Genomic DNA, 14818 nt, shown 5'->3' with positions numbered 1-14818 from the left:
GTGACGCGGCCTGCAACGCATATCTGGCGGCTCCTAAAATGGGGCAGGACGCTGGCACGCCACGGCGCGCTACGCGGAATCGAGCGCGATCCCAACACGCCGCCGCAGGTCAAGCGGCTGGTGCGGCTGGCCCGCTTCGGTACGTTCCAGCCCGCCCAGCCCGATTATGCAGGCGCATTCCAGGAGATCGGTCCGGCAGCGATCAAGCTGGGCCAGACACTCGCGACCCGACCCGACCTGGTGGGCGAGGATGCGGCGCACAATCTGCTCAGCCTTCAAGATAGCCTGCCGCCTGTCCCGTTCGAACAGATCAGGCAGCAAATCGAAACCAGCTTCGAGCGGCCGCTGGATGAATTGTTCGCCTCGGTCGATCCCGAACCTGTCGGCTCGGCCAGTATCGCACAGGTTCACCGCGCGGTAACGACCGATGGCCGCCAGGTTGCCGTCAAGGTCCTGCGCCCCGAGATTCGCGAGAAATTCGCCCGCGATATCGCGACCTACGAATGGGCCGCCGCGCATCTGGAGGCGCTTGGCGGCGAGGCTACGCGGCTGCGTCCGCGGCTGACGATTGCCAACTTCAAGCGCTGGACCAATCGCGAGCTGGACCTGCGGCGCGAGGCAGCCTCGGCATCCGAACTTGCCGATACCTTGCGCGGCATCGAGGGCTATTACATTCCGGCAATCGACTGGGATCGTACCAATGGCCGCGTGATGACCATCGAATGGGTCGAGGGCGTCAAGATTTCCGACCGCGAGGCGCTGGTTGCTGCAGGGCACGACATGCCCGATCTCGCACGGCGGCTCGTGCTCGCCTTCCTCAATCAGGCGATCAGCGGCGGCTTCTTCCATGCTGACATGCACCAGGGAAACCTGTTCGTGCTGGCCGACGGCACAATCGTGGCAATAGACTTCGGCATCATGGGCCGGATCGACCGGCGTGCACGGCAATGGCTGGCGGAAATTCTCTACGGCCTCATCACCGGCAATTACCGGCGCGTCGCCGAAATCCATTTCGAAGCGCAATATGTGCCAAGCCACCACTCGGTTGACGAATTCGCGACAGCGCTGCGTGCCGTGGGAGAACCGATGCGCGGCAAGCCGGTGAGCGAATTGTCGGTCGGACAGATGCTCGACGGGCTGTTCGCCATCACCCGCGATTTCGACATGCAGACACAGCCGCACCTGCTGCTGCTGCAAAAAACCATGGTTATGGTCGAAGGGATCGCCACGCAGCTTAATCCGGCGATCAACATGTGGGACGTATCCGCGCCCTATGTGCGTAGCTGGATGCGCGACGAGCTGGGGCCAGAGGCGGCCATTGCCGATCGTATTCGCGAAGATACCGAGACCCTGCTGCGCGTTCCGCAACTGGTCCGCCGGCTGGAAGAACAGTTCCCGCCGAAGGGCGGCGCGCCGGAACAGCCGCCGCTTCCCGAAGTGGAGCTGATGTGGGACACTCGCGAGCGGACAGGTAATAGCTGGCTTGGCTATGTATTGGCGGCGTTGGGGGGCGCGGCCTTGGTTTACGGGGGAGTATGGTCGGGGTGGCTCGGATAAGATCGCGGTCCCGCAGATGGGACAGGTTTGCACATTGGGCGCCCGGCGCCGCGATGCTCGCGCTGGCGCTGGTTTTTGCTATGCTGGTGGGCGCCGCGCTGACCGAACGCTCCGCCATATATGATGCGCCGCCGCAGGCTATCGCAACCGATGCGCCGGTCGCGAGCGGAGGCGAAGCGGAAGGCGCCGCGCGCGATACCGACCTGCAACTTTATGACCGGATTGCCGAGCGTGTTGCAGCGGGCGAGAACTATTACGCGGTAGCAGTCGAAGAACAGCGCGCGCGCGATTTCCCCGTGCGACCCGGCCTCGCGGTGCGCTTGCCTACGCTTGCCTTCCTGACCGCCGCCATCGGGCAATGGGGGCTGATCGCGCTTGCCGCGGTGATCGTCATCGGCACGCTGGTCGCCTGGCATTACCGGCTGCGCGACGTGCAGGGCGGGCCGGGGCGACTGCGCTTCATTCTGTTGTTGCTGCTGATCGGCATGGCGAGCGGGTTCAAGCCGCAATATCTTGCGCTCCACGAGGTCTGGGCGGGTATGTTCCTCGCGCTTTCGCTGGGCCTTTATCGACAACACCGCTGGTTCTGGGCGTTTGTCGCCGGAGTGCTTGCGCTCGCCATGCGCGAACATGCCTTGCCGTTCGTGCTGCTGATGGCGCTGCTAGCCTTTGCGCGCGGCAGTCGCCGTGAAATGGTGGCTTGGCTGGGCGCGGCGATCGTGTTTGGCGGACTGCTGGCGCTGCACCTGTCGCAAGTTGCGCAATACACCTCGCCCGATGATCCGCTCTCGCCCGGTTGGCTCACGTTGCGTGGCATCGGCGGGTGGACGGCGAACATCGTGCTGTGCAGCCCGCTGCAATTCCTGCCCGGCTGGCTCGCCGCACCGCTTGCGATGCTGCCGCTGGTGGGCTGGGCGGGCTGGCGTAGCTGGTTTGGCCTGACGGGTTTCCTGCTGTGCCTTGGCTATGGTGTCCTGTTCATGATCGCCGGGCGCGACAACAATTTCTACTGGGCGCTGGTGGTGATGCCGGTGTGGTTCGTAGGTTATGCCTTCGTGCCGCGCGCCCTGACGAGCCTGTGGCATTCGGCGCGCGGCAATTGATGGTGCTGCGCGATCCGGTGGTCTGGTGGGAGAGTTTGGAGCGCCCGCTGCGCTATCTGCCGCGCGCAGCGGCCCTGGCGCTGCTGGCGACCATGGCCGCGCTGATGGTCTGGAGCATCTTCGCCACGGCTCCGGTGGAACAGGCCGCAGTTCTGGACAAGCCAACGCAAACGGAAGTCGCGTCAGAAGGGCAGGGCGGCGATGGCGATCTCGCTCTCTATCGCCGCATTTCCGAACGGGTAACGGCGGGCGAGGGTTATTACGCTGCAGCCGTTAGCGAGCAACGCGCGAGCAATTACCCGGTCCGCCCCTTTGTGACCGTGCGCCTGCCAACGCTGGCGATGATCCACAAGGCCATCGGTATCGATGGTGCGAGGGTTTTGGTTGTCATCCTGTTGCTGCTTGCTGTTCTGTTCATGATGCAGCGATTGCGCGGCCAGTGTCTCCCGCTCGAGCGCGTTGGTGCGGGAATCCTGCTGCTGTTCGGCGGCGCGGCTGCCATGACGCCGCAAGGCGGACTGATCCATGGAGTGCTCGCCGGATTGCTGCTTACACTCGCGCTCGCGCTATATGATCCACGCCGCTGGTGGCCCGCCCTGATCGCTGCGGGGCTGGCGCTGGCCGTGCGCGAACTGGCCGCGCCCTTTGTGCTGCTGTGGTTGGTGCTCGCGCTTATGCAGCGCAGCTATAGGGAAGCGGCGGGCGTTGCGGCCCTGCTCGCGCTGTTCGGCATCGGTCTTTATTTCCACTACCTTGGCGTCACCGCCCAGCTCCTGCCCGGTGACCCCGCATCGCCCGGATGGGACGCGCTGGCGGGCCTTGCCCTGCCGCTGGTGGCCTTGTCCAAGCTGACCGCGCTGTTGCTGCTCCCGACATGGCTTGCGGCCCCGCTCGCAATCCTGCCACTGCTCGGCTGGCTGGCACCGGGAGGGCGGCTGGGCCTGTTCGCCAGCCTGTGGTTCGCGGGCTTCTTCCTTGGCGTCGCCCTTTTTGCCCGTCCGGAAAATTTTTACTGGGTGCAATTGGCCCTGCCTGCCTATTTTGCCGGATTTGCCTTTGTTCCCCGTGCTTTCGCCGACCTCACATCTGCGATAAGAGGCGCACAACAGCACAATCCCTAAAGCCTATCTTAACCATCATTTGCGAAGGCGCACGCTTGGACTAATAACAGGTGCAGCACCTTGTTCGAGCAGCGCATTGAACCAGAAGCGGAGGATAAAGCGACCAGTCCGAGAATCCTGCTTGTCGTAGGCGGCGGTATTGCCGCGTATAAGTCCTGCGAGCTCGTCCGCCTGATCAAGAAAGGTGGGGCGGAGGTAACCTGCGTCCTGACCGAGGGCGGGGCGCAGTTCGTCACGCCGATGTCGCTGGCCGCATTGTCCGGAAACCAGGTCCATACCACGCTGTGGGACCTGAAGGACGAGGCCGAGATCGGTCATATCCAGTTGTCGCGTGAGGCCGACCTCGTTGTCGTGTGCCCGGCAACCGCCAACATGCTCGCCAAGATGGCTGCCGGCATTGCCGACGATCTTGCGACCACGCTGCTGCTCGCCACCAACCAGCCGGTCATGGCGGTTCCGGCAATGAATGTGAAAATGTGGCAGCATGAAGCCACCACCCGCAATGTCGAGACGCTGCGGGCATCGGGCGTCAAGGTGATGGAACCCGACATGGGCGACATGGCCTGCGGCGAATTCGGTCCGGGCCGCCTGCCCGAACCTGAAGCCGTGTGGATTGAGATTGCCGATGCGATCGGCCTGGATGCCGGCGCTGCCAGCAGCGACATCGCTGCCTATCTCGCACGTCGCAATGCCGAGGAGGAATGGGGCGAGGAAGAGGACGAGGGCAGCGGCGGAGGCGGCCTCGGCGGTTTGCTGTCGTCGATCATCCCGCGCTCTGCCGCAGCCAAGGTGGATGAGGACGACGACGAGTTCGAAGGCATGGAATTGCCCGAAGGCATCATCGAGGGCCCCGAGCTTCCCGAACCCGACCTGTCCGGCGCGGAGCATCTCTTCGCCAAGAAGGGCAAGGCGAGCGCCGCACCGCCGACCGATCGCGAGGCGATCAATCACGAAGTCAATGTAAGGCAGGCCGCCCCGCAACCTTTCGAAGGCGAAGCGGCGGCCGCTCCTGTCAATCCGGTGGATTCGCCCGGCGAAGCTGGCGGAGCGCCTGCAGGCAGCGATCTGGACTCGTTCGACCCGCTCGCGGGACAACCGGGTTTCGACCAGGATATCGAGCATCGCCCGCTTTACGGCAAGCACGTGCTCGTCACTGCAGGACCGACGCATGAACCGATTGATCCGGTGCGCTATCTTGCCAATCGCAGTTCGGGCAAGCAGGGCTATGCCATCGCCGCTGCCGCTGCCGCAGCCGGAGCGAAGGTCACGCTGGTGTCGGGTCCCGTTAATTTGCGCACCCCGCTGGGTGTCGACCGGATCGACGTTGGTAGTGCCGAGGAAATGGCTGATGCGGTGCGCAAGGCCATGCCCGCCGATGTCGCGGTGATGGTCGCTGCCGTGGCCGACTGGCGTCCGCGCGATTTCAAGGAAGACAAGATCAAGAAGCGCGGCTCCGCCCCGCCAGCACTGATCCTTTCCGAAAACCCCGATATCCTTGCAAGCGTTGCCGCGAGCGCCAATCGCCCCGACCTGTTGATCGGCTTTGCTGCCGAGACAAACGACGTGGTCGAGAACGCGCGCAAGAAGCGCAAGAGCAAGGGTGTCGACTGGATCGTTGCCAATGATGTGAGCGGAGATGTGATGGGCGGGGATGACAACAAGGTCCACCTTGTGCGCGAAGGCAAGGTTGAGCATTGGGATGCGATGACCAAACAGGATGTCGCGATGAAGCTCGTCACCCAGATTTCCGAAAGACTGACCGAAGATGCCTGATGCGCCGAGCGCGCAGGTTCCTGTGCAGATCAAGCGGCTGGAGCATGGCGAAGACCTTGCCCTGCCAAGCTACGCCACAGAAGGCGCAGCGGGCATGGACGTGCTGGCAGCCGAAGCTGTGACCATCCCGCCGGGCGGACGTCATGCTGTGGCGACTGGCTTTGCGGTTGCGATACCCGCCGGTTACGAAATCCAGGTCCGCCCGCGTTCGGGTCTCGCATTGAAGCATGGCATCACGCTTCCCAACACTCCGGGAACCATCGATTCCGATTATCGCGGCGAGTTGAAGGTCATCCTGATCAATCACGGCAGCGAGGATTTTCCCATCGCACGCGGCGACCGTATTGCACAGCTCGTGCTAGCACCCGTGACGCTTGCTGGATGGAGCGAAGTTGCCGAACTCGATGATACAGCCCGCGGAGCAGGCGGTTTCGGCTCTACGGGCGGGCACGGCAAACTGTAACCGGCACCTTCAGTCGACTAATCCGACCGCCAGTTCGGCCCAGACCAGCAGGAACACGATTGCCGCGCCGATCATCAAGATCGTGCGGGACATCCGGCTCGTGCGGATGTGTGCGATCGCCTCCAGAGCCAAGCCAAGTGTTGCGAGCATGATGGCGAATACCGAGAAATCACCCAAGGTCCAATTGACCTCGTCGGTGACTTGCCCGGCAAGCACTGGGAGCAGCAGGAGCGCGGCAGCCGAGCCCCATCCGGCGATCCTCCACCCGTTCCACCGGCCTCCACGCCTTTGTACAGAATCAGTCATGCGGGATTCCTCTTTCCATTGCTGAACTGCAGGAATGCGTGGCAAATTTGCCGGTGAGCGCCATGAGCAATTCATGAGCAATGGATGAAATCCTTCACGAAACATCGCGGCTGGCATAGAACCGGCCCTGCAAGTGCTTATGGAAAAACAGCCCGATATCTTGTGCTTCGACGCCTTCACGCTCGATCTGGCGAACCGCCAACTGTTCAATGCGGGCAAGCCAGTGGAACTGGGCAGCCGCTACTTCGACGCACTGGTGTTGCTGGCGCGCGAGAGCGGTAACTTGATAACCAAGGACCGCTTTCTGGAAGAGGTCTGGCGCGGCATTCCGGTGACCGACGAGGCACTGACGCAATGTATCCGCACCCTTCGCAAGGCGCTGGCGGATGACGCCGCGCATCCGCGCTTCATCGCCACCGTGCCCAAGCATGGATATCGCTTCATCGCACCGATGGAAGCTCGCGCCACGCCAGCCCGGGATCACGGCAAGGTGGTGCCAGCTCATCTTGCCGGAACATGCACGTTTGCCGGTTGTGTTGCAGGCGCTCTGGGCGGAATGTTCTATGCGCTGATTGCGGGGCAAGGCAGCATTGGCGGGGCGATCGCGCTTGCAGGATTGGTCGGGGCGCTGGGCACAATGGCCGGGGCCGGTATTGGCGTGACGCTGGCGGGCATCCTCGCTTGGCGACATGGCCCTGACGGTTGGCTGCCGGTCGGCGGTCTGTTGGGCGGAAGCGTCGTGGGGGCCGTGGGTAGCGTGCTCGGGCGTGATGGTGTTGCGCTTCTTACCGGCAGCAGCATCCAGGGCGCGACGGGCGCTTTTGAGGGCGCAATATTGGGTCTCGCAGCGGGCGCGGCCGTGTGGTTGGTATTGCGAGGCGCCGGCAGCTATGCCTGGCCGCTGCTTGCCTCGGCGCTCATAGGCGCGGCTGCCGGAGGTGTGATCGAGATTTCAGGCGGCCCAATGCTTGGCGGTAGTCTGGCGAATTTGCAGGCGTCACTCGGGAATGCCGGGCTGGATATTCATCTGGTCGGGCAGGCCTTGGGGGAAAGCGGGTTCGGCCCATTGGCAAGGTTCACGACCGCGTCGGTCGAAGCGTCGGTCTTCGTCACCGCCATGGCGCTCGCCGCACTGGCCGCGATGCACAAGTCCGGGACGTAACGCCAAGCTTTAGCGCTAGTCAGCCGTCGGCCTGTTCCAGCTGCTCGCGAATGCCGGCAGGCGTGCACTTCCCGTTCGCTGTCTCGTACCGCTCGAAGACCGAATAGGCTTGCTCTTCATCCAGCCCGTAACCGGCAAAGAAGCCGTAATAATCCTCGTCCGCCTCGGTGTAGTTGGAGATATAGGCCAGGTGCGCATTGCGATAGCTGGCAGGCATATCGACCGCCTTCGCGTAGCAGGCAGCATAATAGTAATCGCGCTTGCGCAGCATCGGGACGGCCATTTCGCCGCGCAGTCCCTCGACCACCGCATTGGCTACCTCGCGCTCGCTTTGTGTAAGATCAAGCTCGTCAAGCAGCGCGTCGCCATCGGGCATGCTGCAAGCGCCGAGTGCCAGACACGCCAGTCCTGTTGCCAGTCGCATAATTCTTCCCTCCCTGTCCGGGCGAGGACAATAGGGCGTAAAAGCTAATGACAGTCAAATGTGCGTGAGGTGCACAAAAAACGGGCCTCCCGTGAAGGAGGCCCGTCAATTGTTCGATGGGTGGTGCAAGCGCCGTTAGCGCTGGGCCACCATGTCTTCCGGTGCGACCGAAATGCGTACCGTTTCGCCGGAATTGCCCGGGAAATCGGTGAACATGGCTTCAACCAGATTCGGCACCAGATATTGCAGGCGGTTCGAAGTCGAGGCGGCCTGCGCGCTGCCCTCGAACAGGCGCTGCCCGCTGGCGACATCGTCGATCTTCAGGTCGATCCCGCTGGTGTAGACGGTGTAGCTGGTCACGTCAGCACCGCGTCCGAAGAATGGGTCATGCCAGCCGTAACCCCAGCGGCTTGACGGCACATAGCCTACACGGGTGCGGCCACGGCGATCACGGTAGACCACGCGGCGCGAATATCCGTGCCACGGGCTGTAGAAGGGATCGCGATAGCCAAAGCCGGTCGATCGGACGCGTTCACGGCCATTGTCGACGCCGTAATCGAAACGAACCAGCATGGTCGCATCTTCGGGCGAAGCGGCCTGGACATAGCCAAGCTCGGCCATTTCGGTTTCAACATGGTCGGCATAGAGCGAAAACTCCAGCCCACCTGCCAATGCGGGATCGTCGGCCACGACATAGAAGCTCTGGCCCTGTGGAGCCGGAAGCTGGCTTTCGAAGCGCGACACATCGGCGCGGAACGGGGTGGCGCAAGCGGCAAGGCCGAGCGCGAGCGCGGTAAGCGTCGCCAGCTTCGGCGCCTTCTTGAGCGCGGTAGTTACATTCATGGTTCGTCTCTCTCAAATAATATTGGAGGCACGCAGTCCCTCAACCCAAGCGCGCACAAATCTCTACGATGAGATGTGCAATAGCAAGGGCGGGCTGAACTTCCGTTGAACCGAAAGTGACGAAAAATCGAGGTTTTTCAGAGCGCTGACTTCGAAATCACTGCATTTTTCAGCAATTGGCACAGGTGCGGCCTTCGTCAGCCACGCACCAATCCGAGCGCCTGATAGGCCGCATCCAATGTGGGGCGACCGATCTCGCGGGCCTGCATCGCACCACGCGCAAGAATCGCATCAAGCGATTCGCGATCTTCTTTCAGTTCCACGAAGCGGTCGCGGATCGGGCCGAGCACCTCGACCAGTTTTTCCGCCAGTACCGGCTTGAAATGGCCGAAACCCTGTCCGCCGAATTCGGCCAGCACGGCTTCGGGCGTACTGCCGTCGAGCGCCGAATAGATCGTGACGAGGTTGAGCGCCTCGGCCCGGCCTTCCAGCCCGGCCATTTCGCTGGGCAGGGGTTCAGGATCGGTCTTGGCCTTCTTGACCTTCTGCGCCATTTCGTCCGGCGTATCGGAAAGGTTGATCCGGCTCATGTCGGAAGGCTCCGACTTGCTCATCTTCCGCGAGCCGTCGCGCAGGCTCATGATCCGTGCGGCGGCTTCGGGAATGTAGGGTTCGGGCAGGGTGAAGACCGGCGCATCTTCCGAGCCGAAATCATTGTTGAACTTCTGCGCAATGTCGCGCGCAAGTTCGAGGTGCTGCTTCTGGTCATCTCCAACCGGTACGTGCGTTGCCTGGTAGAGCAACACGTCTGCGGCTTGCAGCACAGGGTAGGTGAACAGCGCGGCCGATTGGCCCTCACGGTTCTTTCCGGCCTTGTCCTTCCACTGCGTCATGCGGTTGAGCCATCCCATGCGCGCCGTGCCCTGCAACAGCCATTGCAGTTCGGCATGAGCGGGCACCTGAGCCTGGTTGAACAGCACGGTCCTGGCCGGATCAAGCCCGCATGCGACGAGCGTGGCGACCATCTCCAGCGTGGCGGCGTGCAATTCCTGCGGCACATGCGGCATCGACAAAGCGTGCAAATCGGCGAGGAAGATGAGGCATTTTCCCCCCTGCGAATGCGCCTCGTCCTGCAGTTTCACGTAGTTGCGGATGGCACCGAGATAATTGCCAAGGTGGGGCTTGCCGGTGGGCTGGATTCCGGAAACGACGATCATGGGGTCTCGGGCTCTCTTTTCTTCATGAATATCGCCAGCCGTTCGCGGCTGACGGCGCCAAGCAGGAAGGCGGCGGCGAAATAGACAATGACCGCCAGCGCGACCAGCGCGCCAAGCGCCAACAGCTGGATGATCAGGTGGAGTTCGTAGATGCTGGTTAGCAAATCGCGGGCGTAGAACAATGCCGCACCCATCGCTGTCGCGGCGATTATCTGGCGGGCAAGCCGTCCGAGCAGCGGCGCGTCGACCCGGTAATAGCCCCGCGCCTGAAGGACGATGTACAAGATCGCGGCGTTGAGCCAGGCGCCGACGGCACTCGCGGCTGCTACGCCCTCGACCCCGAAACGGTGCAGGAAGGCGATGTTGAAGGCGATGAAAACCGCCAGCGCGGCAAAGGCTGCATAGACCGGCGTGCGCGTGTCCGAACGGGCGTAGAAGCTGGGCACAAGTACCTTGACCAGCACATAGGCGGGCAGGCCCGCGACCAGCACGGCAAGCACGCCACCGGTCATGGCAGCATCATTGGCATCAAATCGCCCGCCACCGAAGATGATCGTGATGAAAGGCACTGCGCAAACCGACAGGGCGACCGCGGCGGGCAGGGTCAGCAACATGCCCAGTTCAATCGCGTTGGACTGTATGCGCGCCGCGCCCGCATTGTCCTTCGCGCCGATGAATTTCGACAGCGTGGGAAGGATCGCGGTGCTCAGCGCAATGCCGATGATGCCGAGTGGCAACTGGTTCAGCCGGTCGGCATAATTCATCCAGCTGACCGCGCTACCCTCCAGCTGGTTGAGGAAATAGACCTGCAGCAGCGTGTTGATCTGGTAGGCACCGCCGCCGATTGCTGCGGGCAGGGCAATGATACCGAGCCGCTTGACCTCGGGCGTCAGGCGCGGGCGCGAGATCCAGCGCGGGCGGAAGCCCTCGACATGCGCCCAGTACACCAGCCATGCCAGTTGGATGACGCCTGCCACCGGGATCGCCCAGGCTACGATATAGCCCATGGTGACGACGTCGCCGCCGCCGATCCCGAGGTATTCGATAGCAAGCAGCGTGCCGATCAGCACGAAGTTCAGGATGATCGGGAAGCTTGCCCCGGGCCCGAAGCGGCTCACCGAATTGAGCATCCCCGTCAGCAACGTGACCACGCTGACCAGCAGGATGTAGGGGAACATGATCCGCGCGAAATCGACCGAGTAATCGAACTCGGTCGGGTTCACCGGCTTGTCCGACAGCAGCCAGATCACGCCGGGCATGGCGATTTCGAGGATTGCGGTCAGCGCGATGAGAGCCGGCACGAAGACCGAAATTACATCATTGGAGAAGCTTCGCGCTTCCTCCAGCCCGTCCGCCCCCGCTTCGCCATCCTTGTGCAGGCGTTTGGAGAACATCGGCACGAAGGCCGCCGAGAACGCACCTTCGGCGAACAGGCGGCGGAACACGTTGGGGATGATCAGCGCCTGGAACCAGGCATCGGTGACTTCACTCGCGCCAAGCACGCGGCTGAAGATCATCTCGCGCACCATGCCGGCGACGCGGCTGACCATGGTCAACCCGCCGATCGTTCCGACATTCTTGAGCAGGCTCATAGCTCAACAGCCCGCATGATGGCCGGCGTCAGCCCTCACCGCCGCTCGGTGCGTCGCCCGGAGCAGGTGCCGCGCCGCCAGCGGCCGCTTCCTGCGCGCGCTTGTGCTGCAGCTGCTGGATGTAGAGGCCGTTGAAATCGATCGGATCGAGCATCAGCGGAGCAAATCCGGCATCGCGCACGGCATCCGAGATCACGCGGCGGGCGAAGGGGAACAGGATGCGCGGCGCTTCGGCATAGGTGAAGGCGTGCTGCTGTTCTTCGGGCATGTTGCGCATGCCGACGAGGCCGCAATAGGCGAGGTCGACGATATAGGCGGTGCCCTGCGAGGTCTTGCTGGTCGCGGTGATCTTCAACTCCACTTCGCTCAGGTCGTCATTGACCTTGCGCGCGGCGATGTTGAACTGCACGTCCATTTCCTGCTGGTCGCGCCACTGGAAGCTTTCGGGCGCCTTGGGATTTTCGACCGACAGGTCCTTCACATATTGCGAGACAATGCCCGCCACCGGCTGGTTGTCCGCGCCGTTGCCGGGATTGGGATTGTCGAGATCGGTCAGAACGTCGCCTTCGTCGGCCATGGAAACTGTCTTTCGTGTCTAAAACTGTGGTTTTGCGAAGGCCCCGCAAAGATGCATCGCCAACGCGAATTCGCTGCGCGCGCCTATCACCCTTGCGCTTGGGCCGCAACGGCGCGCAGCGAATACGGTAAAATGTTTTCTGCGTGCTTCAGGGACCCTTAAGTCGCGGTTGTTCATTTGCTATTGGTACCTATCTCGTACACAATTGGCATGAAAACCCGCGCCAGATCGAAAAGCGGGATTGAATCGGAAAGTTTATCGCATGATTTGGCAAATCGTCATCCTCGCCATGGTCGCCGCGTTCCTCGGGATGCGGCTCTATTCGGTGCTCGGCCGCAAGGCAGAGCATGAGGAAGAGGCGATTGCAAACCGGCTGGAGCGGGCGCAGCAGGATACTGATGCGCAGCAACAGGCGCAGCAACCGCAGGTGACAGAGCTCCCGCGCAATGACCGTGTGCTGGCAGGCTTTACCCCTGCAATCGAACAGGGCCTGCGCGAAATTTCGACCGCTGACCGACAGTTCGAGCTCCTGCCCTTCCTCGAAGGCGCGAAAGGCGCATATGAAGTTGTTCTCGATGCCTTCTGGCGCGGCGACAAGGAAGAGCTCAAGCAGCTGTGCGATGACGATGTCTATCGCAGCTTCGCCGCCGCAATCGATGAACGCGAAGGCGCGGGCTTCAAACTCGACAATCGCCTGATCCGTATCGAGGATTCGAAGATTCATTCAGCCACGCTCGACGGCAAGATCGCCCGCATTGCGGTGCGCTTTGTCGCCGACATCGCCAGCGTCACCTATGACGCGGAAGGCAATATGGTGGCCGGTTCGCTCGACGATGCCATCGAAAGCCGCGACATCTGGACCTTCAGCCGCGATATCCGCAGCGATGATCCCAACTGGCTGCTCGACGAGACTGACGCAGCTTGATAGCGAGAGCGGCGTGATCAGATTGCGCCGTCTTTCCGCTGTTCTTCCGCTGGCACTGCTGGCCTCGTGCGCTGGGTTGATACCCGATAGTGCGCCGCCGCAACCGGCCGGACCTGTTCCCACGACTGCAATGATGCTGGGCGCAAGCCTGCTTCCGGCCGAAACGCTGTTTGGCGTGGATCAGGACGACGCGATTGCCGCATTCGATGCTTTCCGCATATCGTGCCACGTGGCTACCAGCCGGGAGGACGCATCGGGCCTCACCCGGACGAGTGACTGGATCGCGCCTTGCGACGCGGCGGCAAGCTGGCCGCGGGAGCGCGCTCCCCGCTTCTTCGCTACCCATTTCACTCCCGTCCGCATTGGCGACGGGGCGGCTTTTGCGACCGGCTATTTCGAGCCGGAGATCATGGGCAGTCGCACGCGCCGTTCGGCCAGCGATGTACCGATCTATGGCGTGCCCAATGATCTGGAACGATGCTGGCGCGACGACATTCCCGAAAGCGAGCGCGAAGGCCGCGCCCCGCTCAGCCGCCGCCTGCCCGACGGGCGCTGCGTGCCGCACTTCACCCGCGCCGAGATAGAGCAGGGCGCTCTTGACGGATCGGCGCCGGTGCTGGGCTATGCCGGCGACGCCATCGAATTCTTCTTCCTGCAAATCCAGGGATCGGGCCGCGTCCGCACGCCCGAGGGAGAGATCATCCGCATCGGCTATGCGGGGCAAAACGGCCACGGCTATACCGGCATCGGCGCAGTCATGCGCGAGCGTGGATTGCTGGGTGACGGGCCGGGCCAATATCCCGGAAGTATGCAGGGCATCATGCAGTATCTGCGCGAGAACCCGGGCGATGGTGCAGAACTTATGCGCATGAACGAAAGTTGGGTGTTCTTCCGTGAACTGACCGGCGAAGGTCCGATCGGCTCCATCGGTGTGCCGGTGCGCGGGCGAGACTCGGTTGCGGTAGATCCCAAATACGTTCCTTACGGAGCGCCCGTCCTGCTCGATCTCGATCGCACGGTAGCCAACGGAATGTGGATTGCGCAGGATACCGGAGGAGCCATTCGTGGCCCCAACCGCTTCGACACATTTTGGGGCGCGGGCGCAGAAGCGCGCGATATTGCCGGCGGGATGAGCGCGCGCGGACAGGCTGTCATCCTGCTGCCCAACTCTGCTGCCGCTCGCCTGCTACGATGAGCGCGCCGCGCGGCTTGTCGCCCGAAGAGGCCGCGCTATGGGATAAGCTCGCCAAGACCGTGGAACCGCTCCACCCGAAAAAACTGCAGGCTCCTGCTCCCGCCGTTGGCGGCAAGGCTGCCGAGCCTGTCACTCCGGCGCGCAAGGCGGTTGCTGCAAGTGCGCGCAAGCCGGTACGAACGCCTGCGCCGGCCCCGCCAGTGCAATCCAGAACAGGTGGCCTCGATTCGCACTGGGAGCGCCGCTTGTCGCGCGCTTCGACCGAACCCGATTTCTCGCTCGACCTGCATGGCCACACGCTTGATCAGGCTTACCGGCGGCTCGATGCCGGGCTGACGCAAGCCAAGGCGATGGGCGCGCGGCTGGTGCTGGTCGTGACAGGCAAGTCGCGTCCGGTCGATGCTGCCGACCGTGGCACGAAGCGGGGGGCCATCCGCGCCAAGATCCTCGACTGGCTGGCGGCTGGTCAGCATGCGTCGGATATCGCCGCGATCAAGACCGCGCACCGCCGCCACGGGGGCGACGGTGCGCTTTATCTTATTCTCAAGCGTAAGCGCTGA

General features: G+C 62.9%; 15 protein-coding genes. 9 read left to right on the top strand and 6 right to left on the bottom strand.

All coding sequences use genetic code 11. The features are described from left to right. Genes ubiB through dut form a run of 5 tightly spaced genes read left to right on the top strand, consistent with a single transcriptional unit; the run spans position 1 to position 6017 of the window. Positions 1-1557, top strand: coding sequence for a 2-polyprenylphenol 6-hydroxylase (ubiB, locus tag AAC850_RS04475; protein ID WP_340587421.1), 1557 nt, complete (start codon positions 1-3; stop codon positions 1555-1557). Between the two features lie 53 nt (positions 1558-1610). Beyond that, positions 1611-2660, top strand: coding sequence for a hypothetical protein (locus AAC850_RS04470; RefSeq protein ID WP_340587420.1), 1050 nt, complete (start codon positions 1611-1613; stop codon positions 2658-2660). Further along, positions 2591-3781, top strand: coding sequence for a hypothetical protein (locus tag AAC850_RS04465; protein WP_340587419.1), 1191 nt, complete (start codon positions 2591-2593; stop codon positions 3779-3781). Before AAC850_RS04470 ends, AAC850_RS04465 begins: the two co-directional genes overlap by 70 nt. A gap of 60 nt (positions 3782-3841) precedes the next feature. After that, positions 3842-5554, top strand: coding sequence for a bifunctional phosphopantothenoylcysteine decarboxylase/phosphopantothenate synthase (locus tag AAC850_RS04460; RefSeq protein ID WP_340587418.1), 1713 nt, complete (start codon positions 3842-3844; stop codon positions 5552-5554). Further along, the gene (gene dut / locus AAC850_RS04455; protein WP_340587417.1) at positions 5547-6017 is read left to right on the top strand and encodes a dUTP diphosphatase; all 471 of its coding nucleotides are present in this window, start codon (positions 5547-5549) and stop codon (positions 6015-6017) included. The genes AAC850_RS04460 and dut overlap by 8 nt, the downstream gene beginning before the upstream one ends. Positions 6018-6026: 9 nt before the next feature. On the opposite strand, the gene AAC850_RS04450 is transcribed toward dut, so the two are convergent. After that, on the bottom strand, positions 6027-6323 hold the full coding sequence (locus AAC850_RS04450) for a hypothetical protein (protein ID WP_340587416.1): 297 nt from the start codon (positions 6321-6323) through the stop codon (positions 6027-6029). Positions 6324-6462: 139 nt separating this feature from the next. On the opposite strand from AAC850_RS04450, the gene AAC850_RS04445 reads away from it, so the two are divergent. Then, a complete protein-coding gene (locus tag AAC850_RS04445) occupies positions 6463-7485 on the top strand; it encodes a winged helix-turn-helix domain-containing protein (RefSeq protein ID WP_340587415.1) in 1023 nt (340 codons plus the stop codon). A gap of 19 nt (positions 7486-7504) precedes the next feature. Here AAC850_RS04445 and AAC850_RS04440 read toward each other — a convergent pair whose 3' ends face one another. The 5 genes from AAC850_RS04440 to secB form a co-directional block, all read right to left on the bottom strand. Then, positions 7505-7909 carry a hypothetical protein gene (locus tag AAC850_RS04440; RefSeq protein WP_340587414.1) on the bottom strand — a complete coding sequence of 135 codons (405 nt, stop codon included), beginning with the start codon at positions 7907-7909 and terminating at the stop codon, positions 7505-7507. Between the two features lie 135 nt (positions 7910-8044). Next, positions 8045-8752 (bottom strand): DUF4136 domain-containing protein, encoded by a 708-nt coding sequence (locus AAC850_RS04435; protein ID WP_340587413.1) that lies wholly within the window; start codon positions 8750-8752, stop codon positions 8045-8047. A gap of 197 nt (positions 8753-8949) precedes the next feature. Beyond that, a complete protein-coding gene (gene trpS, locus AAC850_RS04430; RefSeq protein ID WP_340587412.1) occupies positions 8950-9969 on the bottom strand; it encodes a tryptophan--tRNA ligase in 1020 nt (339 codons plus the stop codon). Then, a complete protein-coding gene (gene murJ, locus AAC850_RS04425; RefSeq protein ID WP_340587411.1) occupies positions 9966-11561 on the bottom strand; it encodes a murein biosynthesis integral membrane protein MurJ in 1596 nt (531 codons plus the stop codon). The genes trpS and murJ overlap by 4 nt, the downstream gene beginning before the upstream one ends. Before the next feature lie 28 nt (positions 11562-11589). Further along, the gene (secB, locus tag AAC850_RS04420) at positions 11590-12138 is read right to left on the bottom strand and encodes a protein-export chaperone SecB (protein WP_340587410.1); all 549 of its coding nucleotides are present in this window, start codon (positions 12136-12138) and stop codon (positions 11590-11592) included. Positions 12139-12400: 262 nt separating this feature from the next. Here secB and AAC850_RS04415 point away from each other — a divergent pair, with 262 nt between their 5' ends. The 3 genes from AAC850_RS04415 to AAC850_RS04405 are packed head-to-tail and all read left to right on the top strand — an operon-like array spanning position 12401 to position 14818. Next, positions 12401-13063, top strand: coding sequence for a Tim44/TimA family putative adaptor protein (locus AAC850_RS04415; protein ID WP_340587409.1), 663 nt, complete (start codon positions 12401-12403; stop codon positions 13061-13063). Continuing rightward, positions 13023-14258, top strand: a complete 1236-nt coding sequence (gene mltA / locus AAC850_RS04410) for a murein transglycosylase A (RefSeq protein ID WP_340587408.1) — start codon at positions 13023-13025, stop codon at positions 14256-14258. Before AAC850_RS04415 ends, mltA begins: the two co-directional genes overlap by 41 nt. Then, a complete protein-coding gene (locus AAC850_RS04405) occupies positions 14255-14818 on the top strand; it encodes a Smr/MutS family protein (protein ID WP_340587407.1) in 564 nt (187 codons plus the stop codon). The genes mltA and AAC850_RS04405 overlap by 4 nt, the downstream gene beginning before the upstream one ends.

It is taken from the genome of Erythrobacter alti (genome assembly GCF_037996805.1).
Taxonomy (GTDB): domain Bacteria; phylum Pseudomonadota; class Alphaproteobacteria; order Sphingomonadales; family Sphingomonadaceae; genus Alteraurantiacibacter; species Alteraurantiacibacter alti.
The sequence above is the reverse complement of the archived record's forward strand: the minus strand, read 5'-3'. Positions and strand labels throughout refer to the sequence as shown.

Coding starts and splice junctions, on each gene's coding strand:
- AAC850_RS04470 (WP_340587420.1), top strand. CDS start 1,611: ATGCTCGCGCTGGCGCTGGTTTTTGCTATGCTGGTGGGCGCCGCGCTG.
- dut (WP_340587417.1), top strand. CDS start 5,547: ATGCCTGATGCGCCGAGCGCGCAGGTTCCTGTGCAGATCAAGCGGCTG.
- AAC850_RS04450 (WP_340587416.1), bottom strand. CDS start 6,323: ATGACTGATTCTGTACAAAGGCGTGGAGGCCGGTGGAACGGGTGGAGG.
- AAC850_RS04445 (WP_340587415.1), top strand. CDS start 6,463: ATGGAAAAACAGCCCGATATCTTGTGCTTCGACGCCTTCACGCTCGAT.
- AAC850_RS04440 (WP_340587414.1), bottom strand. CDS start 7,909: ATGCGACTGGCAACAGGACTGGCGTGTCTGGCACTCGGCGCTTGCAGC.
- AAC850_RS04435 (WP_340587413.1), bottom strand. CDS start 8,752: ATGAATGTAACTACCGCGCTCAAGAAGGCGCCGAAGCTGGCGACGCTT.
- trpS (WP_340587412.1), bottom strand. CDS start 9,969: ATGATCGTCGTTTCCGGAATCCAGCCCACCGGCAAGCCCCACCTTGGC.
- murJ (WP_340587411.1), bottom strand. CDS start 11,561: ATGAGCCTGCTCAAGAATGTCGGAACGATCGGCGGGTTGACCATGGTC.
- secB (WP_340587410.1), bottom strand. CDS start 12,138: ATGGCCGACGAAGGCGACGTTCTGACCGATCTCGACAATCCCAATCCC.
- AAC850_RS04415 (WP_340587409.1), top strand. CDS start 12,401: ATGATTTGGCAAATCGTCATCCTCGCCATGGTCGCCGCGTTCCTCGGG.
- mltA (WP_340587408.1), top strand. CDS start 13,023: ATGATCCCAACTGGCTGCTCGACGAGACTGACGCAGCTTGATAGCGAG.
- AAC850_RS04405 (WP_340587407.1), top strand. CDS start 14,255: ATGAGCGCGCCGCGCGGCTTGTCGCCCGAAGAGGCCGCGCTATGGGAT.